Annotated in this window: 23 protein-coding genes; 10 read left to right on the top strand and 13 right to left on the bottom strand. The window is 54.6% G+C overall.

Going from position 1 to position 24,486, the window contains the following annotated elements:
* Positions 1–152: 152 nt before the first annotated feature.
* Positions 153–1,370 carry an MFS transporter gene (locus tag ACW9IR_RS07765; RefSeq protein ID WP_110721335.1) on the bottom strand — a complete coding sequence of 406 codons (1,218 nt, stop codon included), beginning with the start codon at positions 1,368–1,370 and terminating at the stop codon, positions 153–155.
* A 131-nt stretch (positions 1,371–1,501) separates the two neighbouring features.
* Between ACW9IR_RS07765 and ACW9IR_RS07760 the strand changes: the two genes are divergently transcribed.
* Complete coding sequence (locus ACW9IR_RS07760) at positions 1,502–2,137, top strand: TetR/AcrR family transcriptional regulator (RefSeq protein WP_457462550.1); 636 nt, start codon at positions 1,502–1,504, stop codon at positions 2,135–2,137.
* Between the two features lie 32 nt (positions 2,138–2,169).
* Here ACW9IR_RS07760 and ACW9IR_RS07755 read toward each other — a convergent pair whose 3' ends face one another.
* Entirely contained in the window at positions 2,170–2,535 is a 366-nt protein-coding gene (locus ACW9IR_RS07755; protein WP_457462548.1) for a hypothetical protein, read from the bottom strand.
* A 186-nt stretch (positions 2,536–2,721) separates the two neighbouring features.
* Between ACW9IR_RS07755 and ACW9IR_RS07750 the strand changes: the two genes are divergently transcribed.
* Both ACW9IR_RS07750 and ACW9IR_RS07745 read left to right on the top strand, forming a co-directional pair.
* A complete protein-coding gene (locus tag ACW9IR_RS07750; protein WP_110719777.1) occupies positions 2,722–3,282 on the top strand; it encodes a hypothetical protein in 561 nt (186 codons plus the stop codon).
* Between the two features lie 462 nt (positions 3,283–3,744).
* A complete protein-coding gene (locus ACW9IR_RS07745) occupies positions 3,745–4,107 on the top strand; it encodes a DUF6124 family protein (RefSeq protein ID WP_110719778.1) in 363 nt (120 codons plus the stop codon).
* Between the two features lie 344 nt (positions 4,108–4,451).
* On the opposite strand, the gene ACW9IR_RS07740 is transcribed toward ACW9IR_RS07745, so the two are convergent.
* From ACW9IR_RS07740 to ACW9IR_RS07725, 4 genes are all read right to left on the bottom strand, one after another.
* Positions 4,452–4,661, bottom strand: coding sequence for a KTSC domain-containing protein (locus ACW9IR_RS07740; RefSeq protein ID WP_110719779.1), 210 nt, complete (start codon positions 4,659–4,661; stop codon positions 4,452–4,454).
* 8 nt (positions 4,662–4,669) lie between these two features.
* Entirely contained in the window at positions 4,670–6,541 is a 1,872-nt protein-coding gene (locus tag ACW9IR_RS07735) for an ATP-binding protein (protein ID WP_110719780.1), read from the bottom strand.
* Complete coding sequence (locus ACW9IR_RS07730; RefSeq protein WP_110719781.1) at positions 6,541–7,761, bottom strand: SIR2 family protein; 1,221 nt, start codon at positions 7,759–7,761, stop codon at positions 6,541–6,543. Before ACW9IR_RS07730 ends, ACW9IR_RS07735 begins: the two co-directional genes overlap by 1 nt.
* A 240-nt stretch (positions 7,762–8,001) precedes the next feature.
* The gene (locus ACW9IR_RS07725) at positions 8,002–8,805 is read right to left on the bottom strand and encodes a 2OG-Fe(II) oxygenase (RefSeq protein WP_457462544.1); all 804 of its coding nucleotides are present in this window, start codon (positions 8,803–8,805) and stop codon (positions 8,002–8,004) included.
* 266 nt (positions 8,806–9,071) lie between these two features.
* Between ACW9IR_RS07725 and ACW9IR_RS07720 the strand changes: the two genes are divergently transcribed.
* Positions 9,072–10,043 carry an AraC family transcriptional regulator gene (locus ACW9IR_RS07720; protein ID WP_457462542.1) on the top strand — a complete coding sequence of 324 codons (972 nt, stop codon included), beginning with the start codon at positions 9,072–9,074 and terminating at the stop codon, positions 10,041–10,043.
* A gap of 712 nt (positions 10,044–10,755) precedes the next feature.
* On the opposite strand, the gene ACW9IR_RS07715 is transcribed toward ACW9IR_RS07720, so the two are convergent.
* Positions 10,756–12,675 (bottom strand): tyrosine-protein phosphatase, encoded by a 1,920-nt coding sequence (locus ACW9IR_RS07715; protein WP_457462540.1) that lies wholly within the window; start codon positions 12,673–12,675, stop codon positions 10,756–10,758.
* A 357-nt stretch (positions 12,676–13,032) separates the two neighbouring features.
* On the opposite strand from ACW9IR_RS07715, the gene ACW9IR_RS07710 reads away from it, so the two are divergent.
* The 3 genes from ACW9IR_RS07710 to ACW9IR_RS07700 all read left to right on the top strand — a co-directional run bounded on the left by ACW9IR_RS07710 (position 13,033) and on the right by ACW9IR_RS07700 (position 14,861).
* The gene (locus ACW9IR_RS07710) at positions 13,033–13,827 is read left to right on the top strand and encodes a hypothetical protein (protein WP_102899027.1); all 795 of its coding nucleotides are present in this window, start codon (positions 13,033–13,035) and stop codon (positions 13,825–13,827) included.
* Positions 13,828–13,849: 22 nt separating this feature from the next.
* On the top strand, positions 13,850–14,044 hold the full coding sequence (locus tag ACW9IR_RS07705) for a hypothetical protein (protein ID WP_102899028.1): 195 nt from the start codon (positions 13,850–13,852) through the stop codon (positions 14,042–14,044).
* A 91-nt stretch (positions 14,045–14,135) separates the two neighbouring features.
* A complete protein-coding gene (locus tag ACW9IR_RS07700; RefSeq protein ID WP_102899029.1) occupies positions 14,136–14,861 on the top strand; it encodes a DUF1353 domain-containing protein in 726 nt (241 codons plus the stop codon).
* A 35-nt stretch (positions 14,862–14,896) separates the two neighbouring features.
* Here ACW9IR_RS07700 and ACW9IR_RS07695 read toward each other — a convergent pair whose 3' ends face one another.
* Together ACW9IR_RS07695 and ACW9IR_RS07690 are read right to left on the bottom strand one after the other, a co-directional pair.
* Positions 14,897–15,349: a GNAT family N-acetyltransferase gene (locus ACW9IR_RS07695; protein ID WP_457462537.1), complete on the bottom strand. Its 453-nt coding sequence runs from the start codon at positions 15,347–15,349 to the stop codon at positions 14,897–14,899.
* An 80-nt stretch (positions 15,350–15,429) separates the two neighbouring features.
* Complete coding sequence (locus ACW9IR_RS07690; RefSeq protein WP_102899031.1) at positions 15,430–15,696, bottom strand: hypothetical protein; 267 nt, start codon at positions 15,694–15,696, stop codon at positions 15,430–15,432.
* Between the two features lie 143 nt (positions 15,697–15,839).
* On the opposite strand from ACW9IR_RS07690, the gene tspO reads away from it, so the two are divergent.
* Together tspO and ACW9IR_RS07680 are read left to right on the top strand one after the other, a co-directional pair.
* Positions 15,840–16,280 carry a tryptophan-rich sensory protein TspO gene (tspO, locus tag ACW9IR_RS07685; protein ID WP_034155416.1) on the top strand — a complete coding sequence of 147 codons (441 nt, stop codon included), beginning with the start codon at positions 15,840–15,842 and terminating at the stop codon, positions 16,278–16,280.
* Positions 16,280–17,257: an alpha/beta hydrolase gene (locus ACW9IR_RS07680; protein WP_457462534.1), complete on the top strand. Its 978-nt coding sequence runs from the start codon at positions 16,280–16,282 to the stop codon at positions 17,255–17,257. The genes tspO and ACW9IR_RS07680 overlap by 1 nt, the downstream gene beginning before the upstream one ends.
* A 50-nt stretch (positions 17,258–17,307) precedes the next feature.
* On the opposite strand, the gene ACW9IR_RS07675 is transcribed toward ACW9IR_RS07680, so the two are convergent.
* Positions 17,308–17,655, bottom strand: a complete 348-nt coding sequence (locus ACW9IR_RS07675) for a hypothetical protein (RefSeq protein ID WP_457462532.1) — start codon at positions 17,653–17,655, stop codon at positions 17,308–17,310.
* A gap of 345 nt (positions 17,656–18,000) precedes the next feature.
* Between ACW9IR_RS07675 and ACW9IR_RS07670 the strand changes: the two genes are divergently transcribed.
* A complete protein-coding gene (locus ACW9IR_RS07670) occupies positions 18,001–19,860 on the top strand; it encodes an ABC transporter ATP-binding protein (RefSeq protein ID WP_102899369.1) in 1,860 nt (619 codons plus the stop codon).
* A 91-nt stretch (positions 19,861–19,951) separates the two neighbouring features.
* On the opposite strand, the gene ACW9IR_RS07665 is transcribed toward ACW9IR_RS07670, so the two are convergent.
* Genes ACW9IR_RS07665 through ACW9IR_RS07655 form a run of 3 tightly spaced genes read right to left on the bottom strand, consistent with a single transcriptional unit; the run spans position 19,952 to position 24,452 of the window.
* Positions 19,952–21,025, bottom strand: coding sequence for a patatin-like phospholipase family protein (locus ACW9IR_RS07665; RefSeq protein WP_258014061.1), 1,074 nt, complete (start codon positions 21,023–21,025; stop codon positions 19,952–19,954).
* Positions 21,026–21,036: 11 nt separating this feature from the next.
* Positions 21,037–21,942, bottom strand: coding sequence for a diguanylate cyclase regulator RdcB family protein (locus ACW9IR_RS07660; RefSeq protein WP_457462529.1), 906 nt, complete (start codon positions 21,940–21,942; stop codon positions 21,037–21,039).
* Positions 21,939–24,452, bottom strand: a complete 2,514-nt coding sequence (locus ACW9IR_RS07655; RefSeq protein ID WP_258380114.1) for a dynamin family protein — start codon at positions 24,450–24,452, stop codon at positions 21,939–21,941. Before ACW9IR_RS07655 ends, ACW9IR_RS07660 begins: the two co-directional genes overlap by 4 nt.
* Positions 24,453–24,486 lie beyond the last annotated feature (34 nt).

Genomic DNA, 24,486 nt, shown 5'->3' with positions numbered 1-24,486 from the left:
TGCGCAACTTCTTGCGCAGTGGTGTGCAAGAAGTTGCGCACTTGGCTGGAGGCCAATAACGACGTGGGCTACAGGGCATTCACCCGAGAAAAAAAGAAAGTCACTGCGCAACTTCTTGCGCACTTCAAAAAATGAGCTGCGTTGAAAAACCTTCAGTGCCCAACCACGGCCGCCGCTTCCGCCCCACGCGGCCCAGCTCTGAACCCATGCGCTCGAGCACTCCAGGCAATCACAAAACCCACCGCCACCAACACCACCATCGCCCATGGGAAAGCGGTAACACCCCATCGATCCAGCAGCACCCCGCCGACCACGCCGCTGCCAGCAATCGCGCTATTCCACGCCACCACATTCAACGACAACGCCACGTCCGCGCCATCCCCCGCCGCATCCGCCAGAGCCGTCTGCAACAGCGTCGCCGCACCGCCAAAACTCAGTCCCCACACCAACACGCCCAGATAAATCACCTCCGGCACCCGTCCGTAAAAGCCAAATCCCACGCACACCAGTGCAAACGTGGCCAGACTCACCAGCACGGTCTTGCGCAACAGCGGCTCAACCAGTTTCGCCGTCAGCCAGATCCCCGCCAACGCCGCGAGACCAAACACCAACAACACCAGATCCACGCGATCCGCCAGCCCCGCCGGCGCCACAAACGGCGCGATGTAGGTGTAGAGAATGTTGTGCGCCAGCATCCAGCTGATCACCACTGCCAGCACCGGCCGCACACCCGGCGTGGTCAACACGCGGCGCAACGACAGACGTTGATGCGCAGGTTGCGGCGGATAATCCGGCACCTTCACCAACACCCAAACGATCAGCATCAAAGTCAGGGCCGACATCAACCCGAACGTCGTGCGCCAACCGACCAGTCCTCCCAGCCAAGTGCCGAGCGGCACGCCCAGTGACAAGGCAATCGGCGTGCCGACCATGGCCAGTGCCAACGCCTTTCCCTGTTGATCCGGCTCGACCATCCGCCGCGCATAACCAGCCAACAAACTCCACGCCAACCCTGCCGCCACCCCCGCAAAGAAGCGCGCTACCAGCGTCACGCCATAGTGCGACGACAGCGCTGTGATCGAGTTGAACAGCAGAAAACCAACAATGGTCAGCAACAACACATTGCGTCGACGCCACCCGCGCGTGGCGATGGTCATCGGGATCACCGCCAGCACCGAGCCCAGCGCGTACGCGGTGACCATCTGCCCGGCCATTGAAGGCGAAATCGCCAAGCCTTCGCTGATCAGCGGCAACAGCCCGGCGGGCAGGGTTTCGGTGACGATGCAGATAAAACCGGTCATGGCCAGCGCCAACAGCGCGCCGATGGGCAGGCGTTTTGGCGCTGCCGATAGAGTTAATGAAGGTGTCACGGGAAACTCCTTGTGAGCAAAATGTCAGACTTAAATACCGATCGATATAAAATACTGGCGGCAGCCGAGGCACGTTGTCAACGACTTATGTATCGACTAGTATCCAAATCACTTTCCGAGGAGTTCCAGCTATGGCCAGAACCGGCCGCCCCCGCGCATTCGATCGCGACGACGCCGTCGACCAGGCCATGCAATTGTTCTGGCAACACGGCTACGACTCGACATCCCTTTCACTGTTGAAGGCTGAACTGGGCGGCGGCATTTCCGCGCCGAGTTTCTACGCCGCGTTCGGCTCAAAAGAAGCCCTGTTCGACGAATGTGTGCAGCGTTACCTGACGACCTTCGCCCAAGTCACCGAATGCCTGTGGGACGAAACCCTGCCACCACGCCAAGCCATCGAAACCGCACTGCGCCAGTCAGCGCGCATGCAATGCGACGACGGCCACCCCAAAGGCTGCATGGTCACCCTCGGCGTCATGAGCGCGCCGAGTCCGGAAAATGCCCACGTCGCTCAAGCCCTCACCCACTCCCGCGCCCGAACCCGCGCGGGGATTGTGGCGTGTGTCGAGCGTGGTGTGAGTGAAGGACTGTTAGCGGACGACACGAACGCCGCAGCCATGGCGACGGTGTTCGACAGTTTCCTGCAGGGGATTTCCATCCTTGCTCGGGATGACACGCCGATTGAGAGCATTGATGCGGCGATTACGCAGGTGATGCGGACTTGGGATGTAGCTGCCGTGAGTAAGACTTCATTGGATTTGCCGTAATTGAAGGGCTCGCGTACCTAAAAATCATTCGGCTACGCGACCACCTCAACATAACTCGATTCCCCGCCCCCCTCGGCCCCCGACAACCACCCCCACACAAACCGCAACGTCGTCCGCCCCGCCTCATCAACCCCCACCACACCCCGCGACCAACCCGCGCGAATCTCGCCATCCGTGGTGATGCACTGATAAAGCAGCTCGATACTGTCAGGCCCGGTCACCCGACCAACCTGGTTGCCCATGCGAATATGCCCACCCGCATAAGTCCCCCAAACTACCGCGCCTTCGACGAAGTATTCAAACACCGTGCGCGCATCGGACAAGCCCTGAGCGTTGTTCGCCACGGAAAACCGGCGGTTGTGCAAACGCTCGGTGACTTGCGAAAAAGCAGATTCCATAAACCACACATCCTTAGTCGAGAAGATCCATTCCACCTGCGGGCATCCTAATCCATTACCTCCGCGCAAGGCTCTACAGCCGTTTTCTGCCAACCCAACCGCACAGCCACGTTTGACGGTCCTACCCGCCCCACCTAGTCTGCCCAAAGCACCCTTTCAGCCGAAACCGAGTCCGCGAGAGGCAAGATGAGCAACTTCCCAATCGTCGCCACCGTTCTCTCAATGATCCTCGGGCTCTCCGTCACCCGCCTGCTGCTCGGCGCATTAACGGTGTTCCGCATCCGCCGCGTCGCCAAGCCAGACTGGGTGGCGCTGGTCTGGGCGGTGATGCTGTTTACCATGCAGCTGCAATTCTGGTGGGCCGTCAACGCACTGTCGGCGGTGAAACAGACCTTCTCGTTTCTCGAATTTCTACTGCTGGTGATGCTGACGCTGTCGCTGTTTGTCACGGCGGCGTTGCTGCTGCCGAGTCGCAGTGAGGATGAGCAGAACGGATTGCGCGTGTATTTCGAACAGGATGGACGCTATGCATTGCTGTCGCTGTCCACGTATCTGTGCCTGGGGCTGATCGTCAATGTCACGTTGTTTGAGGCATCGCCGGTGGCGCTTTGGGGTTTGCTGGATGTGATCATGATTGTGTTGCCGATTGGCGCGTTTGTGGCTCGGTCGCGTAAAGCGTATGCGGCGATTACGCTGATTTATGTGCCGATCAATGTGATCGACACGCTGATTTCGCTGGCGAATTAACTCCCCCCTGTAGCGAGAGAGCTTGCCCCCGATGGATCGCAAAACGGCTCCCGCTCCTCCAGTCCACAAAGACATCGCAAAAACAGCTCGAACTGCCCTGTTGAAGCAATTCCTGGACTTTGTTTAAAGACACCCCAAGTTACGTCATCCCAACCTACAACGCCTTGCGCCGTTGCCTACGACTACGCCAGAATCCGCCGGCTTGTGCGCCTTGGATGCGGGTTCTATTGTGAGTCGGTCACTGAATAGCAGTGATCGGGTTTGGTAGCCCGACTTTCCCAGGCGCATTGCGCACCTTTCGCAGAGATCGCTTTTTTGATCTCCGCTTTATGGTGGCCATGCGTAGGGCGTCCTCGGACGCGCCGGGCTCCTGGGCCGGTCTACCAACCTGTGCATGGCCGCCACCCCTCGTTTGGTAGCGAAGTGTGATGGCTCCTTAATCGTTTCCCAGGAGTTTCATCTATGTTCAAAATTACGCCAAATCCGCCAGAAATCGATCCGATCTCGGGCGACGAATCTCCCGACGCCAAGAAATTCAACGAAGCCGTCGACCGCGCCCTCTCCCACTACCTCGGCCCTGCCCCGGAAATCATGCTCACCCCGTACCAAACCAACAAGATGTTCATCGCCAACCCGAACACCAAGACTGAGGAACTGCTGGTGAATGCCAGTGAATCACTCGGCTCGGCATCGGTGATGCTTGGGGATGTGATCGGGCTGGTGCACGGACCGGCACGCAAGACACTGCAAGGCATTGCGCAAGTGGTGATGCTTGGGGAGTTGGCGGTGAATCGGGCGTTAGATAACGTGGTGCCGGTGGAATAGGTACCGCTCTAACCATGGCGGCGGTTAGGCTGCCGCCATGCCGAAATGAACCTGAAAAAACATGAGCAAAACGGCAGGTTTCGGCCAGAAGCGTGAAAATAAATCCGTCCCCTTTTTTCTCCCCTTTGCCAAAGGGCATGCCAAAAATAATTCGCGACAAGCTATTGATCTATTTATTAAGAATCGCAATCGACGGCCATACCCAATTTATATCTTATCCATTAGTACTGAAAAGACAGACACAAACCGAATTAGGCAGCCCTATAAAAAACCTGAAGAGGAGCGAGTCTCCCAGAGAAAATTAATACTCACAACGAGAAACTCACGCTCTCAATAAAACTCAATTAAGCTCGAGAATATCGATAAACGCCTTTAATATTTGCGGCGAGATAACCTCCCACAGAATCGGCGCCTACTAACCCTTCATAAACATTTTTTGGCACATCAAAATATTGATATAGCGTACCATTCTTAAATTCCACCTCTAAAGTTTCGCTATCTTCATCGAAACCTACAGACTCAACATTTGAAGATGATACCTGAACTCGTTCCATGATTACTCCTAAGGTTTTATTTTCTCAATCCGAGGATTCTGAGCTCGCCATGTCTCTAACAACTCTTCATAGTTTGGGCTATCCTCCATCTTAATTCCCCACCCGCCTGGAGCAAACGACTCATCCATAGGCAATTCATCATAAACGATTGGATCTTGACTGTCGGGTCGCCTATTTTTTGGAGGTGCTAAAATAGACGTTCTCATAGGAAGCTTCACTGCCTCACCCAAAATTATCGCTTCTCCAGTCCTTAAGATAGGCAACATGCTTGTTAGTCCGTCCAAATTATCTGAAAGCGCAGAGGTGATGTGAGCACGATCAGTAGAATTAGACAACCTCAGGGCGAAAAACGTACCGCACTGTGAAAGAATTGTAGGCGCAATCTCAGAAGGTCGCTGACTGACAATCATTGCACCAATTCCATATTTCCGCCCCTCTTTCACAATTCGTTGGACGATTGTAGCTGCCATCCCCTTATGATTATCATTAAGATATATATGAGCCTCTTCCATGACTATTAATAAAGGCCGATGCCTGCCCCCTTGAGATAAATTTCTCGACCAAAAAAGTGCTTCATACAATATTCTTAGTACTGCCCCAATAGTGGTCTGCAAAATATCTACAGGCACTCCAGAAAGATCCAATATGGAAATGGATTTTCCGCCAATCCAACTTTCAAGAAGTTTATCTAAGTCGCTTACGACCTTTCCATCTGATTCAGGCATCCAGTCGTCAGGGCGAAATACAAAATCATACCTAGGTATTCGGAGTTTTGTACCTAGGAGTAAAACATTTTTGCCAATATTCAACGAACCAGGGAGATAGTTAATTTTCTCCTCATTAGCCTCGGTTACCACATTCTTAAATATGGGAGGAATGCCCGCAGCAGGATCGCCTCTTAACTCTTTCCCTGCAGAATCAAGTTCATAAGCGAGATTATCAATTGGCCTACCCGAGCGACCTTTATAATAAGTGGCAAACGTCTCAACAAAAAGATCGTACCATAAATGATGAATACTGAAGGGAATTGGAGAATCCACATTCACAGAATCTAATGACGCTCCGACCTTAGGATACTTTGCAATCGAATCGACTTTTAGCTTATGGACCCGCTCCATAACAATATTTTTGTCTTTTTCATTATTAAACTCACCGAAGCTGATCTCGCATAGCTCATCAAAGTTCAGAGCCCAAAAAGGAATCCTCAAATCCTTTTCGGCGACTTTAGATGACTTGAAAGAGTTAATCTTAAATATATCAGCCCTATCACTCAGAGCGGCCCCATACTCACCGTGCAAGTCAAGCATAATAATTCGCGAGGACGGGTACTTTTCAACGTTGGATAATGCATTCATTATGCTTGCCACAGTTGTGGACTTACCAGAGCCAGTAGTTCCTACAACGGCGGAATGCCGGGTTACAAGTCTATTAATGTCAATCAGCGCAGGAATTGACTCAGCATTTGAAACATGCCCTAGCTTTACAAAATAGGGTCTATCAGGACGACCATATATTGCCTTTAATTCCTTTTCAGAAACCAGATGCACCTCATCACCAATAGTTGGGTACTGCGACAATCCTCTTTGAAATGCCCCATTCCGCTCACCTTCGCCAACGAGCTGAATTCTCATCCAACGGTTGTTTTGCTCTTCATCGCTATTTTTATTCTCAGGTATCGCGCTAGCACCAACTTGACTGACTATTCCGTATAAATCAGAAAAGCCAATAGGAATTCTTACAAAGCTACCGATCTGTCCGACCCTATAGCCCTGACCATCGATATAAATAAAGCCAGTTAATGACTTTTTGGATAGCGAAATACTCACCGCCGTTCCATTAACATCTTGGACGTCGCCCAAATAGGTTTCCTTGCTCGCCATTAGCGTTCCCCCGTGGCGGAGCCAATTAGCCTCTTTAGAAAACTCGTAAATACCGCAAAGTCACCTAGCTTGACTGCATGTTCAGTTTTTTCGGTACCATCGGTACTTTTTGAAGAAGTGACAAACGATCTTATATCAACATCAGCATCATCACTTTCAGGAAGTAGGGCCCATCGACCTGGATTCGTACCAATAATCGCCTTATTGAACGTCCATATATTTAGGTTGTGCTGATTTTTTGCTAACCGATATGCTTCAGGATATCTTTCGCGAATCGCCCCATCAGGAAGTTGGGTATTAAATTCGTCATACATTAAAGCCAGAACCATTGCCGTGGGGTTTGCTTTAAGCGCATTGACTATAGCATCATTCAGATGCCCATCATTAAAGGAGTAGCCGGACATTATCAACAACGAAGACTTTTTACGCACAAATCTGTTCAGCTGATCGATGAGCGCAAGATAAGGCATCTTTCGGCTTTCTTCATACTTTAGATGAGAGGGATAAATAAGATGCGACGCATCTTCTTTTATCTCCGAAGACCGATAAACTTTTTTCTGCCCAGAGGATTCTTCTTTATACCAATTGATTGAACCATGAATCTTCCAAAGCCGGGACCAGTGAACAGGAATCAAATTATCCTCTAGAGCTCTCAAATCAAAAAAAGATCTCCGAGCGCCCACAAACCCGTCGAAGTATTCAATTTCCAGATCTTCTAGCGACTGCTCCATTAACAAGTCATAGTTTGTGGTAAATATCTCAACAGGTGTTTTTCGATCTATTGAGCGTATCCACTTAGCTAGCTGATGATAGGGTGTATCCTGATTAGGAAGTAACACATCAATTTTTTTAACAATAATTTTGCAGATTTTCTTTTCAAGCTCAAGCAGTGAAGCTTCGCTCAACCCTCTAACATCGCCGCCTTTAGATACAACCACAAGGCTTCTCAGAAAGCTAAGAATATCCTCTATATTTTCGGAATTACGCTCAGCCTTGATTAATTCACCTAACAGGATCTGATACTGCAAATCACCAATCAACTGATCATTAATAAATTTCGTGAGATTAGCCACATCCGGAATTAACGGCCAATCGTCTTCTGACATGCTTACCGAAAGAGGACACCCCGCCGATATAAAAAAACCAATTGATTCGTTATCTTGAGATAGCGATTGACGAAGATACTTCAAATGCCTGACAGGATCATGAAAGCCTTCCATTTCACCATCTCCCCCTCGATAGAAGTGTATCGGGCAATCACAACTCAGAAGGGTAAAACTGGCATCCCGCCTGATGACTCCCTAAGCTACTCGGATTGAACGTAGCAGGGAGAAGGAGTTGACACAAGAAAATTTATATCAAAGTGCCATGTATAGGTGTATTGCGATTTACGTAACCGATCCCGATTGGCGCATTGGCGCAAGTCGAAGCTAGAGAATTCATCGAAAGCAAATGTTCCTTCACCCTTTTTTCTTGAAAAATTTATTCCAGTAATACCTCAAACTCCAACGATCCTTAGGCCGCGGCTTATAGTGCGTTTTATTCCTCTGCCCCGGCTCCCCGCCCACCCCACTCGCCGTGTAGTAATAAAGCGCAATCGACCGCCGAGTGATGTGTTCCGGCGTAGTCAACGGCTCCGGATGCCCATGGTTACTATCCTTGTCCGTATTAAAAATCACACACCGGTTATAAACCGGTAGCACTTTCTTCAGACATTTCTTCATCCCCACATCCCAAAGCTCCAGGTTGCCGCCGTACGCCTCCTGCCAATCCTCGGTCAGGTAAATGATCACGTTCAGCCGTCGCTCGACGTTGAGCTTTTTGTTTAGTCGAAAATCCGAGTGCACGCCGAGGAAGCCGCCGGTTTTGGTTTCGTGCAGGCCGCCACCGGCGAAATACGGATCGGGGATCAGCCCTTGAATGCCGGTGAGTTTTTCGAGGAATTCCAGCATGGGTGCGGAGTTGAAGGTGTTGAACACGTTCTTCAGGTACGGGCTGCAGGCGTTGGGGCTGATCTGGCGTTTGAGTTGGCCTTTGTAGCCGCGCTCGTAGATTTGTTCGTTGTTGGTCGGTTCGACCGGGAAGTGTTCGCGGATGCTGGCGATGACGTCGGCTTGCAGGAAGTTGTCGATGACGATGTGCGGGAATGGTGTGGCTTGGGTGTATTCGTGGGTCAGTGATTCGCCGAAGGCGCTGGCGGCGTTTTGGTCGAAGTCGAGTTCTGGGGTCAGTGTGATGGGGAGTGTTTGCGTGTTGGCTTGCATTGCCGCTCCGATGATTTTTGGCTTTCAGGGCTGGGCAAACAGGGGCTGGGGCTTGGCGCGGTGCCTGTGTTTGCTTGCTGAGTACAGTGGCGAGCAGGTTGCCATGTCGGCGATTGGCTGCCGAGTGTCCTTTGCTTAAACGTCGTGCCGCGCTGTAACGGCATGTTTCTAGCTGTCACAAACGCGTCATATTACGCCTGCTAATCTCCTTGGCGCCCTACCCTACACCCCAGTTCTAGAGCCCCCTATCCGAAGGTGCCGCCAAGGTGTTTCCGACTCCCGCTCGCCAGCAAATCATCCTGCGCTCCGACAACCTTCGTTCGGACGACTTCGGTGCACTGTTTTCCCGATTGTTTGGCAATCGTTATGCGGACAATCCGCCGCTGCCGTCGAACATCATTATTGGCGGCGTCTACGGTCGGCACGATGGCGTGAGTTTTCGGCGGATGCATTATCACGGTGATTTCACCGTCGCTTTCCCCGATCCACAGGATGAGATCACCTTCGTCATTCCCACTGCTGGCAAGATCGTTTTCAACCATGCCACCGAGTCTATCGGGGTGTCGCACGTTGGGCTGGCGATTGATAAGGCGGATATCCGTTCGATGCGTTTCTTTGATGATCACGCGCATCACGGGATGTCGATCAATCGGCATCAGCTCACTGAGCGGTTGTCGGCGCTGTTGGATAAACCGATTCTGCAGAAGATTGTTTTTGAGCCGAGTGTGGATCTGAATTCGGCGGCGTTTCAGGGGATCAAGGCGTTGATTGATCTAGCCACAGGCACCGAGTTTGATTTGCTGATCAATAGCGGAACGTTGATGCCGTCGCGGTTGCGCGAGATGTTGATTGATGCGGTGCTGGAGGCGTGGCCGCATAACTTTTCCGAGGCGTTGCGTCGGCCGACGGCGATGGTTGCGCCTCGGCACGTGAAGTTGGCGGTGGAGTTTATTCAGGCGCATCCGGAGCAGTTGGTCAGTGGCGTGGATCTGGCGCGGTTGAGCCATGTGAGTCAGCGGGCGTTGCAGGAGGGGTTTCGGCGGTTTGTCGGGATGTCGATTGTGGCGTATCAGCGGCAGGTGCGGCTGGAGCGGGCTTATGCGGTGTTGAAGCAGCGGGATTCGGGCTCGGTGACTGAGGTGGCGTTGCGGTTTGGGTTTAGTAATGTGGGGCGGTTTTGTCGGTATTTTCAGGGGGCTTATGGGGTGAGTCCGGCGGAGTTTCGGGCTCGGGGGTGATTGGGTAACAGGTTTGCAAGGTAACTTGTGGTGAGAAGATTTAGCTAAACGTCGCACCGCGCCGATGGGTCGCTAAGCGTGGGGATGGCACGCCGGCGCGGTTGATCGAGGAGTAGGCGCGGAGGCGTTTGACCGAGTTGGCCAGTTGATTTTGCGGTAACTGCTTTCCCCTCACCCTAGCCCTCTCCCCAAGGAGAGGGAACCGAGCCGGGGATATTGAAGATCTACACCGACCTGAGAGTCTTGCTTTGAATCCATAATCGCCTCGATCTTTCAGGTCGATGCATGACGCAAGACGCCTCGGTCAGTCCCCTCTCCCACAACTTCATATACCAGCGCAAGGGACACTCGCAGGTTTTGTGGTGGGGTTGCCCCTCATCGGAACGCCGCCCGCCCAGCCCTCTCCCGAGGGAGAGGGAGCCGATTGGTGGGCTTTTCAAAATTTGAGCTCGACTCGGCATGCCACGTCGGTGTAACTCTTCCAATCCACGCGGTCAGTCCCCTCTTCCTTCGGGAGAGGCTTAGGGTGAGGGGCTTTTGATTGGCTGCTATTGGATGGAATCAAATGTGTGGGAGCGGGGTTGCTCGCGAATGCGGTGAGTCAGTCGGTTTGATGTTGACTGGTCTGGCGCTTTCGCGAGCAGGCTCGCTCCCACATTGGGTTTTGGGGTGTTTGTTGGATGGGGTCGTCCTTCCTTGACCCCGTTTTCTTTTAGAACGCGTAACTGGCCTTGAGGCCGCCGTTGAAGCCGTGGCTGTCACCACCGCCGTTGGCGCCGACTTCTGCGCCCAGGCTCAGGGCGCCGAGGCTGGCCATGAGGTTGACGCCGCCGCTGAATTGGTCGCGGTTGTCGAAAGCGGCGCGTTGTTCGATGTCGAGGCCGAGCAGGTGGCTTTGGCTGTCGACCTGGTTGTCGCCCAGTGTGCGTTCGTAGCCCACTTGTACGCCCGGCACCAGTTGCCATGCGCCCATCGCCATTGGGGCGAAGCCAACGTTGAGGTTGGCGACGGCGCTGCGGCGGGTGGCGCTGTTGTCGTCGACGTCGAGTGCCAGTTCGCTGCCCTTCTCTTTGAAGCCGTTGAGATCGAGGTGGCTGACTCGGAAGCCCAGGCTTGGCTCGAACGTCATGCCGTTGACCGGAGCGCGGTAGCCGAGGGCGACGGTGGCGCCGGTGAGGTTGCCGTGGGTGTCGCCCTTGGCGGTGCCGAGGCCGCCGCCGAGGTCGCGTTTGCTGTCGTAGTCGACATAGCCGGCGCTGGCGTTGGCGTCGAGGAACAGGCCTTGTTCAAGGCTGGTGAAGCCGTAGCGGGCGCCGATGTTGAGGAAGGTGAAGTCGGTGTCGACTTCGCCACCCGCGCCACCGACCGTGCCTTTGCTGTAGCCGAAGCCGCCGCGTGCGCTGAGTTGTTCGCTGAAGCGCTGGGTGATGCCGACCATCAGGCCTTGGCTGTGTTCGTTGCTGCTGTCGGCGTGGGCCGAGCCGTCGGTGCCGAGGTAGCCGGCAAGCGCGGTGGTCCAGAGGCGGTATTGGCCGACCTTGAGGTCAGTGCCGCTGGCAAACGGCGCGGCGGCTTGTTCGATCATCGCGTTTTGGCGCAGCAGGTAGCTGGCGGCGTCGGCGTGGACTTGGCCGCCGACCTGGGATTCGACACCGCCGAGGGTGCCGGCGTCGATGGCCGATTGCAGGTAGTAGTTGTAGGCGCTGTAGGTGCCGGACAGGTTGGTGTTCTGCAATTCGCGAAGCAATTCGGCGCCAGCGGCGGCGTTGCCGATCAGCCCGGCCTGACCCGGCAGGCTGTTGTATTCGACCAGTTTGCCGCGCAGCACGTAGATGGTTTCCTGCGACAGGCCGAGGCCTTGTTTGAGGTAGTTGTCCATGCTGCCGTATTGCGCAGTGACTTCGTCGAGGCCGGCCTGAAGGTAGCTGGCCTGCACACCGAGCAGCGGCTCGTAGATGGCGGCCATGCTCGGCGGTAGCGCTTTCAGCGTGGCGGCGACGCGGGCGGCCGTGTAGTCATTGGTGGCCAGGTAGTTGGCCATGATGGTGGCGTTGTCGACGCCGGCAATGCTCTGCAGCACGGCGGCGGTCCAGCCGGTGCGGTCCTTGCCGGCGGTGCAGTGGAACAGTTGCGCGGCATCGACACTGGCCAGTTCATTGAACAGCACGCCGAACTGGCCGCGCATGCCGGCGTCGCTGACGAAGGCGCGGTTGGTCTGTTCCATCATGGCGATGGCGTCGGCGGCGCTTTTGAAGGAGATATTGGTGATGTTCGCGCCGGAGGTGGTGCTGCCGATGATGTCGATGTTCTGGTAGGAGGCGCCGCTCAGCATCGTGTCGGGAGTGGCGGCGATTTCGCTGGGAGTGCGCAGGTCGTAGACGGCTTTGATGCCGAGGCTGTTGAGGGTCGCCAGGTCAGCCGCTGTCGGAGTCACCGCGTTGGCACGATAGAACACCCCGGCGCGCATGGTGCCGTCGTGAGCGGTGGAATACGCGGTGGTGGTGCCGGCGACATCACGGAAATTGTCCATGCCTTGCAGGCGCGGCGTGTCGAGCAACACGGGTTCGGCAGCATGGGCGGCGGCGATGGACAGGCTCATTACGGACAGCGAACACAGAAGACGTTGAAACACAGTGCAGCCTCATTGTTTAAGCGTTGGGCTGGTCACTATGGGTAGGCAAGTGATACTGAATATGACAGTTTCGGTTTGAATGGAAATGGCTGCGCGATCGGGCCGTGGGGTGCGCGATTGGTCCGTACCAACACCAAAGCACGCTCTCTAACCGTTCACGTGAACAAGCGCTACGGGAGGGTTACTTGAGACCATCCTGCGATCAACTTCCAACTACGGCACCCTATCAAAGAGATCTATGAAATAGACCTGCTTCAGTAGCTCAAACGATGCTGGCATTCTGCCAAAACTCAACTACGTTACATTCAGTGCGGGGTGTCGACTCACCGAACAAGCCTCATCAAAAAAGGAGTTTTTATGAAAAATCGATTACTGGCGCTTACTTTTTTATCGCTAACGATGATTTCCGGCTGTTCATCGCTGGGATTGGCAGAACAAAAAGAGGCCAAAGTAAAAAAAATAACTGAAAATGGCGAGTTATTGATGGCCTCCATTCCGGCACAGTTGCGAGGCGTCTATATAAGAAATGAATCATCAGCCAACCCTTACACTTCATGCGCAGAGCCATTCTCCGACGTCGCTGCGTCAAGTTCTGCCAAGGCGTCACTTGAAGCTACTAATAAACTAAATGCAATTCTCAACAGCCAAGCCTCCAGCACGAGTGCAGAAGGGTCAACTCGTTCTATGAGTGCGGGAAATAGCCAGGACCTACAACAAACCGCGAATGGCGCTATAGACTTTGTCAACACAATAGTTACTCTTGATGGTCGAACACAATACGTTCTCCTCGCTAGAGAAATGATGTTCAGAACTTGTGAGGCAGCATCCAATGGCTGGCTAGGAAATAACAAAGCTGAGACAGCAACCAATGTCAAGTCAGAGCATAAAGCGATTATTGACGCGTTAACGAGCATGGTGGCTGCAGAACAACAAAAGGCCAAAGCGCAATCAGATCAGGCTTTGGCAAGCGTGGCGAATAAAGTGGCGGCTGGACAATTAGATTCAGAAATACTGAAGCACATGTCATCCGCATCAGCGATTGTCAGTGATTCGCTCTCGAAACAGCTACTTAGCTGCATTGAGTCAGCAAAAGATGACAAATCAAAAAGTGACTGCGCCAAAAAATACGCAAGCCAAATGAAGGGCCTATAACTTCTAGCCCAAGGAGCCACGCATGAGTACGTTCTCTGAAATCCTGGAAAAGGTTCGCAATAACGGCGATAAAATTTACGTCGAGTTTTCTGGCGGAGTATATCCCGCCATAGTCACCATATTCGTCGATGACTACGTTCAGTTATTAGTCGAATATAACAACCAGAAACTCAAGGTTCACAGACACTATACCGATATAAGCCTGGTTGGCGGCTAATGAAAAAATCCAAATATATCTGTACTTTGAAAGCTAACCACTCACTTTAGATTCATGTCTATCAGGAGGGCAAATCCTCCAAGGCTGAACAATGAAAAAACTACTGATAATCATAATTCTGGCCCTTACAACCAATGCCTATTCGGCAGATTGGGGGAAATTCTCAGGACCATTGAGAGTGGAGTTCCTTCATTCCAAACACGATGTCAAGCTTTTGAGGGACTTTGCGTACACAGGCCCGGGACCTGAAAAAGCTTTCTGGTTCGCACCTAAAGGTACTGTTACAGACGGTGCGTCTATACCACAGATAGCCTGGTCGGTTGTGGGTGGACCACTTGATGGACAATACCGCAATGCAGCAGTAATTCACGATGTAGCCTGCGTAAACAAGAAGCGAAGCTGGCAGCAGACTCATATGGCTTTTTACACCGCAATGCGTGCAGCAGGTGTAGATATCACAACGGCAAAAACCATGTACGCAGCCGTATACCATTTTGGTCCACGCTGGGCGGAACCGACACATATCCTGCTACCAAGGACAAAATCAAAACTAATCACCTCAAAACTCGAGGAGTTCAACGCAGATCTGCCTGCTGGCAAAAAAGCAATATTGATAGATGAGGGGCGGACCATCAGCAGGAATATATCCACTGGTTTTTTGAAGAGTGAGCAGGTAGATGAAGTGGTCGGGGCGGTAATTGAGGTTCAAGAACAACAACCTCAGCCCTCAAAAGAGGCTTTCGAAAAAATGAGGCAGGAAATCAAGGAAAAGAACCTGAGCCTCTCCCAAATTGAACAACTGCCCGTTGCTCGGTAACTGAAACAGAGCCAAACATGCGGCGACGCCTCCAATCAGGCGTCCAGCGCCTTGCGCATAAACACCCTGGCAAACCCATCCTCATTGGCGCGATGGGTTTGCTGATACCCGAGCTTTTCATAGATGGCGATGTTCTCGACCATCCGTTCATGGGTGTAGAGCCGCACCGCTTCGCAGCCCAGTGTCAACGCATGTTCTTCACAATACGCCATCAGCTGTTTGCCGAAACCATTGCCCTTATGGCTTGGGGAAACGGCGACGTTGACCAGCAATAGCTCGGCGCCCTCTTGGCTCATTACCAGTACGCCGACGATTTCGGCGTTGTCAGTCAGTACGAAAGTATCGTTCTGCTCGATCACCTGCCGATAGTCATCAAGCATCGGCGCAGGTTCTCTGCCGATCCGGGCGATGTAGGGTGAGTAGGCTTTGTTGACGAGAGCGACGATGGCTTCAGCATCGTTCAGTTGAGCGCGGCGCAGGGTAGGCAAGGCTTGTCCTCTAGGCGAACAATGAGGTGTGCGCTCAGCATGCGATGGATCGCGGCCGTTGCCAACGTCTGCATCACGCTTCAGTTAGTTTGGCTGACAACCTTGATGTCCGTAATCCCTACCCGCTCGGCATGTTCGAGGATCTGCTCGGGCGTTGAATCTGCGGTGGGCATGAGCAGGCCGTTTTCCGCGTCGCCCAAGTGCAGTTCCAGCAGATGCATCGCGGCTTCGTGCTTGGCCAACTGCTGCTCCTTGAGCTCAAGCAGAAAAGTACGAGGCTCGTCGTTGAATCGATATTCGATGTGATAGGTGTACATGATGTCATCCGCGTCAGTAGAAAAAGGCAACTGATTATCCTGACGCAGTGGTCAGTTTTTAGTTCAAATTGAATCACTCCTCAGACCCATCTGGAATTCATGGCAAACTTTTCGCTCGCCGGGGCGTCCCTTTCTTAAACCCCTTACCGGCTGATTTCAGCCAAGGACTGGCGATGACCTTTTTTATTTTTCTTCTGGCCTGCGCGGCTGCGGCAACCACCGGCGTGATGTTCAAACCGGGGCCGTGGTACGAAGGGCTGAACAAACCCCGCTTCACCCCGCCGAACTGGGCATTCCCGCTGGCCTGGACGATTATCTATCTGCTGCTGGCCTGGGCCGGCTACCGCTTGAGCCTGATCCCCGGGAGCCAGACCGTGCTGGCCTTGTGGGCGGCGCAGATTGCGCTGAACACGTTGTGGACGCCGGTGTTCTTCGGCGCGCATCAGGTGTTGGCGGCGATGGTGATTCTCACCGTGTTGTGGCTGGTGGTCGCAGCGATGGTGGTGCTGGCGATACAACTGGACCTGATCACTGGCTTGATCCTGTTTCCGTATCTGGCGTGGCTGTGTGTTGCCGCTGCGTTGAATTTTTCCATCCTGATCAAGAACCGCTGATGAGCAATGCCAATTGGGGTAGTGCAACACCGTGGCCGCAGGGCGAGCGTGAATTGGCGCAGGTGCGCGCCTTCAACCGGAAGCTCGCCTGGCTGCCGCGTTTCAAGATCCGCAATCGCCTGACGCCGCGTTTGATTCAGGCACTGCTGCATGTGAGTCAGATTGGCGGCTCAGGGGTGTTGCGCAAGTTTGGCCTGACGGCTGAGCGCAAGCTGATTGATAACGTACCCGTGCGGATCATCCGCCCCAAGGGCCCGGCGAAAGGCGTGGTGCTGGATTTTCACGGTGGCGGCTGGGTGATCGGCAATGCGCAGATGGACGATAACTTCAACGCGGCCATTGTTGAGAGCTGCGAAGTGACTGTCGTTTCGGTCGATTATCGATTAGCGGTTTCGACGCCGATTGAAGGTCTGCTGCAAGACTGCCTCAACGCTACGCGCGGAGTATTGAGTGATGCCGAATTTGCCGGTCTGCCTGTTGTAGTGGTCGGTGAATCGGCGGGCGGTCATCTGGCGGCGGCGACCTTGCTGGCGCTGAAACAATGGCCCGATTTACTGCAACGCATCCGCGGCGCGCTGCTGTATTACGGCGTCTACGACCTCACCGGAACGCCAAGCGTACGCAACGCGCCGGCGGACACCCTGGTGCTGGACGGCCCCGGCATGGTCGAGGCGCTACGTCTGCTCACGCCCAACCTGACTGACGAACAGCGCCGTCAGCCACCGTTATCACCTCTGTACGGCGACTTCAGCGGCTTCCCGCCCGCCCTGCTGTTTGCCGGTGAACTCGATCCGCTGCGCGACGACACCCTCGACATCACCAAGCGCTGGGCGCAATCAGCGCCGGTCGAAATGTACCTGCTGCCCTCCTCGCCCCACGGCTTTATCCACTTCCCCACGGCCATTGCTCAGGGCGTGCTGGCCTACAGCCGGAAATGGATTTTGGCGCGCGTTGAGGCTGGCGCGCTGCGAGGTTGAAAACTGGCAGCCCGGCCAAATGCTGAAACGCTGTCCCACACTGTTCCGCGTTACCGGAAGATCAAAAGCAAAAGCCCCACGGCTATCGCAATCCAACCCACAACTCTCGCGGCGCCTGCCCACTGATAATACCGGCGCTTGTCTCTCTGCTCCTTTGTGAGCATCTGAGCGGACATCAGCCGAGACCGCTCTGCCCTTACGAACTTTGAATAGCCGAACATATCGGACACATACAAAATCAGCCCCAGGCCTATCACCAACAGTGCGCAACCGAAACTCACCACATCGATCCCTCTATCGAAACCCGCCAGATTCAGGCGATGTAAAAGAAGTACAGCGCCAAACCAAGCAACTGCATGATCAGCATGATTGAAAGAACATGATTGCAAGCCTTCCATGCCTTGCTCACCGGTTTGCTCTTTGCCACCCGGTAACGAAGGTATCTGTCGAGTGAGAGCGATGCCGTGGGGATGAGCACGAACACAAACGTCAAAAAGAAATTAAACATTTCCTTTGCCCATCGACTCCCAACATGAAACCGGATTTGTTCGCTGCATCGTGCACTGCTCAAGTCGTCTGAGCAGACAGCTTAGCTGATCGGCATGCCCCCGGAATCCGAGGGGTTCTGCATCGCAGTGATCCCGGGCAATGACACTTGGCGGGGACAAGTCAGTGACATGCAAACCCTCAAGTCCATCATTCAATGGCAGAATCCCCTGACCCTGATGATTTCGGAGACCACAATGCTTCGCGTGTTTGAACAACGACTCGACCCATTTCCTCCCGACGAAGCACCACCTCCGCCCGTTGGCCTGATGCGGTTCCTGTGGGCCTGCACGCGCGGCGCACGCGGTTATATCCTTGCGCTGGCGCTGCTCAGTGCCGGTGTGTCGATCTACGAAGCCTGGTTGTTTTCCTTTCTTGGCCAGGTCGTCGATCTGCTCTCGACGTGGCAGGCCGGCGGCGGGGTCAACGCGCAGGAAAGTCGCGTGCTGTGGGGCATCGGCATCGTGTTGTTCATCAGCATCGGGCTGGTGGCGCTGCGCACCATGGTTCAGCACCAGATCCTCGCGATCAATTTGCCGCTGCGGTTGCGCTGGGATTTCCATCGGCTGATGCTGCGACAAAGCCTTTCTTTCTTTTCCGATGAGTTCTCCGGGCGAGTCACGACCAAGGTCATGCAGACCGCGCTGGCCGTGCGCGAAGTGTTGTTCACGCTGATCGAAATCGCACCGGGCATCGGCGTTTACTTCATTGCGATTATCGCCTTGGCTGGCGGCTTTGCGCTGAAACTGATGCTGCCGTTCATTGCCTGGCTCGCGTTGTTCGGGCTGGCCATGCTGTACTTCGTGCCCCGTTTGGGGAAAGTCGGACAGGAACAGGCCGACGCACGATCGTCGATGACCGGGCGGATCGCCGACGCCTACACCAACATCACCACGGTGAAACTGTTCTCGCACTCCAAGCGTGAGGCGCACTTTGCTCGTGCGGCCATGGAGGATTTCAAACTCACCGGTTTTCGCCAGATGCGTCTGGTCAGCCAGTTCGAAATCGTCAATCAGGCGCTGGTGGTCGGGCTGATTCTGGGGGCCGGCGGCTATGCGCTGTGGCTCTGGCATCTGGGCCAGGTCGGCACCGGCGCGGTGGCGGCGATTACCGCCATGGCGCTGCGCATCAACGGCATGTCGCACTGGATCATGTGGCAGATGACGTCGCTGTTCGAAAACATTGGCACCGTGCAGGACGGCATGGCCACCCTCACCCGTGGCCCCAAAGTGCAGGACGCGCCGAACGCCAGCGTGCTGGTGCCGGCTGGCGGCGCGGTGACGTTCGACAAGGTCAATTTCAACTACAACGGCGAACGTCAGGTCCTCGACAACTTGAGCCTGAACATCCGACCCGGCGAAAAAATTGGCTTGGTCGGCCGCTCCGGTGCGGGCAAATCGACGCTGATCAATCTGCTGCTGCGTTTCTATGATGTCGACAGCGGCGAGATTCGCATCGACGGCCAGAACATCGCGAAGGTGAGCCAAGACAGCCTGCGCAGCGCAATCGGCATGGTCACCCAGGACACATCGCTGTTGCACCGCTCGATACGCGACAACATCGCCTACGGCCGCCCGGACGCCACCGACGAAGATATCCGCCGCGCCGCCGCCAACGCACAGGCCGACGGTTTCATCAGCCAACTCAGCGACAAACAAGGTCACAGCGGCTACGACACGCTGGTTGGTGAGCGCGGCATCAAACTCTCCGGCGGTCAGCGTCAACGCATTGCCATCGCCCGAGTGATGCTGAAGAACGCCCCGATCCTGTTGCTCGACGAAGCCACCAGTGCGCTGGATTCGGAAGTCGAAGTGGCCATCCAGGAAAGCCTCGATGAAATGATGCAGGGCAAAACCGTTATCGCCATCGCCCACCGACTGTCGACGATTGCGGCGATGGATCGACTGATTGTCATGGACGAGGGGCGGATTATCGAGCAAGGGACGCACACTGAGTTGCTGAACAGAAACGGCATTTATGCGCGGCTCTGGCAGCATCAGAGTGGTGGGTTTCTGGGTGAGGATCAGGGTGTGGCGGCGGCGATGGATCAGGCTTGAGGGTGAAGGACCGAAGGCAATCGCTCATGAACGATTGCCTTCGGCTGAAGCGGACATTCAAGCCCTTTACTCTTCCAGAATAAACTCCTTGTCAGGGCTGCTTCGACAACCGCGCCATCGCATCAGCCAGTGTGTCATCGGCGCCTGCGGACTCACTGGCGATACTTGCAAGAGCCGCCTGCGCGCCCCGCAGTTGATCGCGGCTTTGCTGAGCCTTCATGACTCGTCCAACACAATGCAGCGTGTCCTGATAACCCTGCTCGATCCAGGTGGGGATCTTGTCGACATCAAAACCGAGCAGGTCCTGAGCACCGCTCATGAGACCGGTCGCTCGGTTCAGGCTTTGCTGGGGACGAATTTCCAGAATGGTCGCCTCCGGAAATCGTTGACGGCTCCATGGAGAGCCATCACTCAGGTGAGTGACGATCACCAGGTTGCATCCGGCTTCAAGCAAAGGGGTGATTGGCGTGTTGCCCTGCATCGTCTGCCAGCCACCTTGACCGCCGTCCGAGAAACGCTTCGCACCCTGTTTGCGCGAGGCGAACAATAGCGGGATTGCAGCAGAAGCCAGCAAAGCCTGCTTGCGCTCGTCTTCCTGGAGGGACTGTATATGCACGAATTCCGAATCCGGTGTATTGATCAGCCCCAACTCGGCCATGAATGCTGACGCCAAGTCCTGCAGGCCACCGTTGCTGCGATACAACGACACATAGAGCGGCAGCCCTGTCGCTAGCTGCTTGCTGTCGAGAAACTCATCCATCAGTTGCTTCAACGGTTGGTCGTCCAGCAAGCCTTCGTCGAGCCCATCAAGCCAGCTCGGTAACTCGAACTCAAAGGCGCCCGCTATTTTCTTCACGGCGTGAACAAGCCCGAGCACAGCCCCTGCCCCCTGAATCCGCAGGCCCGCGGCAGCCAACAGCGCCAGATATCCAGGCGCTTTCATGCTCAACGGGGAGTCATTGGCCAATCTTTCCCAGACAGCCTCAAGGCGCTCGATAGCAACATCCAGCGATGGAGAAGAAGCCAGAACGCCGCCGTTGAGAGCGCCAATGCTGGCCCCTGAAACTGCATCGATACGGGTGCCGAGTTCGCGCAAGGCTTTGAGCACACCGACCTGATAAGCTCCCTTTGCCCCGCCACCAGAGAGCACCAGGCCAACTTTCATGGGCGTATCCATCACGAAGCCTCCAGAAACAGCTCACTGATCATGGCCTCTGTCACACGTGGCGCACCAATGATGCGGGGCAAATGCACAGGCAACTCTTCGGGCGTCTGCGACGCCGCAAACGCGAACGGTGTGGAATAAGGATCCGTCCAGTCACCCAGATAACGGATAGCATCTTCGCCGTCAGCAGACACGAGACCGCCAACAGGACGAGCCAGCCATCGGTCGCGAGTCGCGATACGCTCGCCCTGACTGATTCCTGCATCCTTGTTCATCTGAATGATTGCCTGATTGGCCAGACGCTCGAGCTGTTTCTGTCGTTCGTGCCCGGACACTGTCTGGCAATAGTCGCCAAACGCCCCCCACCGCAGTTCTTCAAGTGCTGCATAGCAGCGCCCGGATAGCGTGAACATATTGAACCGCCCTGCTCCCCACTTGCCGAAAACATCGTCCAGATGCAGGTGGGCCTGCTGTAACCGGTCAATCCTGGCGACATTGCGATCCAGATCATCACATCGTTCGTCCAGGCGTTGCGAAAGCAGATTAATGGCCTGGCGGCTCTCTATCGAAAAATCGACGAGGGTGGCGACGTCATGCTTGAGCGCGTTGACCCGGTTGTTGACTTGAACAATCGCATGGTTGCCTTTTGCCAACGACTCGCTCAAGTCTTTCAGCCAGTTCAACGCCCCTTCCACACCATTGGTGAGATTTGCGTTGATATCAGCCTGATTGCGATCACCCTGACCGGTAAAGCCGTCGTAAAGGCGAGCGAAAAATCCATCCCGCTTGGCCATGTAACGTTGCCGTTCACGCGCGACATCAATGCCGTTGGCAAAGTCCACCACGAATTTTTCGGGCAGACACGTCAGTGTCTGGCAGATATCCGAGCCGGGTGAAATCGGGGTCTGCTCACTCATGCCGCCACCTCAACGCCCGCGGAAGGGACGTCACGTTTGAGCGCATCACTGTCCTTTTGAATACCAGGCACATGGCGTTTGAAGCCTGCCAGCAGTTCACCCAGTCTTTGCTGCTGCCCTTGATCGGACTGTTTGTCGCGAATACTTTGATTCAGGTCGCTGCGGATGGACTCGACGGTGAGCCTGAGTTCATCAAAGAAGTTGTCAACACTGGCCTCCAGTGGCTTGGCGATAGTCTCGACCGTGGCACTCGCCAAACCAGCGAACAGATCGGCGACAGACTTTTCGATGGAGGCCTTCACCTTATTGACGTCGATTTCAAAGTATTCTTCTTTTGATGAATAGGTTTCCCAACCCCAGTCATCTGTGTCGAAGAAGCTGCAAATGCCCCCCCACAAGCCACCGGCTCGACGCCGACGGCGCACACTGCGCTCCTTATTTTCGATGACCTCACCCAGCAGTTCGCCACTGGACGGGCGCATTGACAGCGCAGGCATGGGCGGTAGTTTGATTGCAATGGCAAAGCCGCTACGGTTCAAACGCTGGTTGAGTTGGCTGATAATCTCACTGGCCTGAGTTGAAATGCCTTGCTCGAACAAGACATGAAAATCTCTCAGAATGAGTTCAGTCTCTGCGACCAGACGTCTCTCATTGAGCGTGATTATCTCGCGGACGCCGTTCTCGATACCTTGCGTAATCTCTTTAGCTTTTTCGCGATCGCTGAGTTTGATGACAGGCGTGTTTTCATCAAACTCATAGCCGTAGCTTGTCCGTCGTCTTTCCAGCCTCCGCTGGCTAGCCGCACCTGTAAGCATCGAGAGCAGTCCGGTCAGAGACTCTCTTTTGCGCTCCTGAGGTTGTTGCTCTTCGGTTTCCTTGCCCGCTTTGAATCCCTCTTGAATCTGGGCGCTGATGGCGGCACGAATTTCAGAAAAGACCTTATTCATTTTTCCATCAATAGCTTGCAAGGCGCGTTCGGCATCCTTTCGCGTCTTGGCTTCCAGACCGCTGATGCGCTCTATGTCATTGCGTAGAGAATTGATCTGCTCGCTCAATTCTTCTACGCCCTTTCCCAGCGCAGCATCTCGAACAGAGAGAAAGTTGTTCAGTCTGGCCGCGATGTCAGCGAGCTTGGCGGCAGCAGAAGCCACGGCAAGTGTCGCAGCGCCGGCGTGGGCTTTACGAATGATCTGATCCAGAGGAGCCGCGAACAACGAGGCATTCCAGAGTGCGTTGGCCGCTGTTTTCACGGCCTCCGGATTTGTCACCATGCTCGTCCAAAGCATGCCGAACGCTGCTTTACCGAAGTCCTCCACCCAGGCGTTCTGCTCGCCGACAATCGTCGGCAAGCAGCCATTGAGTGCCAACTCGCGTCGTGCACGGTTGGCAAGATCGCCGAATTTTGACGATACGGGGAATACCTGAGAATGCTGTAGTCGACCCTCCATCAATGAATCAGCAACAAGGCGTTTGGTCTGCGCCTCATCATCACTGTTGCGATCTTTCTCATCGAACTTGTTGACGAGCGCAAACATCCGCCCTTGAGCTACATCTGCGATTCGCTCCAGTTCTTGGCGCACATGCTGGTCAGCATCTGACTTGAGTTGAGTGAAGTCCAGAACGGCTAAAACAGCCGAGGCGTTTTTCAGTTGCTCGCCCAGCATTTTGCGAAGATGCTGCTGGCCGGCTTCATTCGGGCCGGGCGTGTCGAGCAAGGTTAAACGGCCCAAGCCTTCTGGCATTGCGGCCAAATGGGAAAACTCGACTTCAATAGCGGGGATTTCGTGAATTTCGTCATAGCTATCAAATGGGAAGTCCACGCCCAACTCGAGCGCTACGCGCACCAGATCATTCAAGCTTCTGAGAAACCAGAAAATGGCCTCAGGACCCTGATAGCAGTTGTCAAACCGCTGATTCTCGTCAATTAGCCGCAGCAGGGACTGCATATCCTTGTCGTCAATCAGTTCGTAGGGCAATTGCTGCCCGGCGGGGTCACGCAGCAACTCATGCAACTCAGCTACGACACTGTTGATCGGGCCGATGTTTTCCAGACGCAAAACAGGTTCGATCTGGCCGGGGGTATGACGAATGAGCGTCGGTAGAGCGGTCATCGGACGATTTCGATTTGGCAGCACCTCGGTGCCGACAATGGCGTTAATCGTCGTCGATTTACCTGCTTTCATCGTGCCTACAACGGCCAGCACCATTTCCAGGCGCTGAAGCTTGTCTGCTTCACCCCGGAGCATTTGTAAATCTTTCTGGATGCTGGCCTGGGTAAACGTCTGGTGCTCATGACCGTGCTCATCGACCACGACGCCATCTGCATCCTTCATTCGTTGCAGCAGATCGATTTCCACTTCAAGCAAACGCAGGGATTCTTCGCGCAGCAGTTCGATATTTTGCTCGTACATCTGATCTCCTTGAAAATTAGCGGCCCGGATTGTGGTCCTTGAATCTGCCAATGCTTTACTCACAACAGCTGTCACTGCATCAAATAACGAAGGGATCATGGCCAACGCCTCAGAAACTTGAAAACTCACGGTG

Source organism: Pseudomonas sp. SDT291_1_S447 (assembly GCF_054070155.1).
This window is presented reverse-complemented; position numbering and strand designations above follow the sequence as displayed.

Excerpts from the sequence above, each read along its gene's own strand:
- ACW9IR_RS07760 (WP_457462550.1), top strand. The coding sequence starts at position 1,502 with ATGGCCAGAACCGGCCGCCCCCGCGCATTCGATCGCGACGACGCCGTC.
- ACW9IR_RS07755 (WP_457462548.1), bottom strand. The coding sequence starts at position 2,535 with ATGGAATCTGCTTTTTCGCAAGTCACCGAGCGTTTGCACAACCGCCGG.
- ACW9IR_RS07750 (WP_110719777.1), top strand. The coding sequence starts at position 2,722 with ATGAGCAACTTCCCAATCGTCGCCACCGTTCTCTCAATGATCCTCGGG.
- ACW9IR_RS07745 (WP_110719778.1), top strand. The coding sequence starts at position 3,745 with ATGTTCAAAATTACGCCAAATCCGCCAGAAATCGATCCGATCTCGGGC.
- ACW9IR_RS07740 (WP_110719779.1), bottom strand. The coding sequence starts at position 4,661 with ATGGAACGAGTTCAGGTATCATCTTCAAATGTTGAGTCTGTAGGTTTC.
- ACW9IR_RS07735 (WP_110719780.1), bottom strand. The coding sequence starts at position 6,541 with ATGGCGAGCAAGGAAACCTATTTGGGCGACGTCCAAGATGTTAATGGA.
- ACW9IR_RS07730 (WP_110719781.1), bottom strand. The coding sequence starts at position 7,761 with ATGGAAGGCTTTCATGATCCTGTCAGGCATTTGAAGTATCTTCGTCAA.
- ACW9IR_RS07725 (WP_457462544.1), bottom strand. The coding sequence starts at position 8,805 with ATGCAAGCCAACACGCAAACACTCCCCATCACACTGACCCCAGAACTC.
- ACW9IR_RS07710 (WP_102899027.1), top strand. The coding sequence starts at position 13,033 with ATGAAAAATCGATTACTGGCGCTTACTTTTTTATCGCTAACGATGATT.
- ACW9IR_RS07705 (WP_102899028.1), top strand. The coding sequence starts at position 13,850 with ATGAGTACGTTCTCTGAAATCCTGGAAAAGGTTCGCAATAACGGCGAT.
- ACW9IR_RS07700 (WP_102899029.1), top strand. The coding sequence starts at position 14,136 with ATGAAAAAACTACTGATAATCATAATTCTGGCCCTTACAACCAATGCC.
- tspO (WP_034155416.1), top strand. The coding sequence starts at position 15,840 with ATGACCTTTTTTATTTTTCTTCTGGCCTGCGCGGCTGCGGCAACCACC.
- ACW9IR_RS07680 (WP_457462534.1), top strand. The coding sequence starts at position 16,280 with ATGAGCAATGCCAATTGGGGTAGTGCAACACCGTGGCCGCAGGGCGAG.
- ACW9IR_RS07675 (WP_457462532.1), bottom strand. The coding sequence starts at position 17,655 with ATGGAAGGCTTGCAATCATGTTCTTTCAATCATGCTGATCATGCAGTT.
- ACW9IR_RS07670 (WP_102899369.1), top strand. The coding sequence starts at position 18,001 with ATGCTTCGCGTGTTTGAACAACGACTCGACCCATTTCCTCCCGACGAA.
- ACW9IR_RS07665 (WP_258014061.1), bottom strand. The coding sequence starts at position 21,025 with ATGAAAGTTGGCCTGGTGCTCTCTGGTGGCGGGGCAAAGGGAGCTTAT.
- ACW9IR_RS07660 (WP_457462529.1), bottom strand. The coding sequence starts at position 21,942 with ATGAGTGAGCAGACCCCGATTTCACCCGGCTCGGATATCTGCCAGACA.
- ACW9IR_RS07655 (WP_258380114.1), bottom strand. The coding sequence starts at position 24,452 with ATGATCCCTTCGTTATTTGATGCAGTGACAGCTGTTGTGAGTAAAGCA.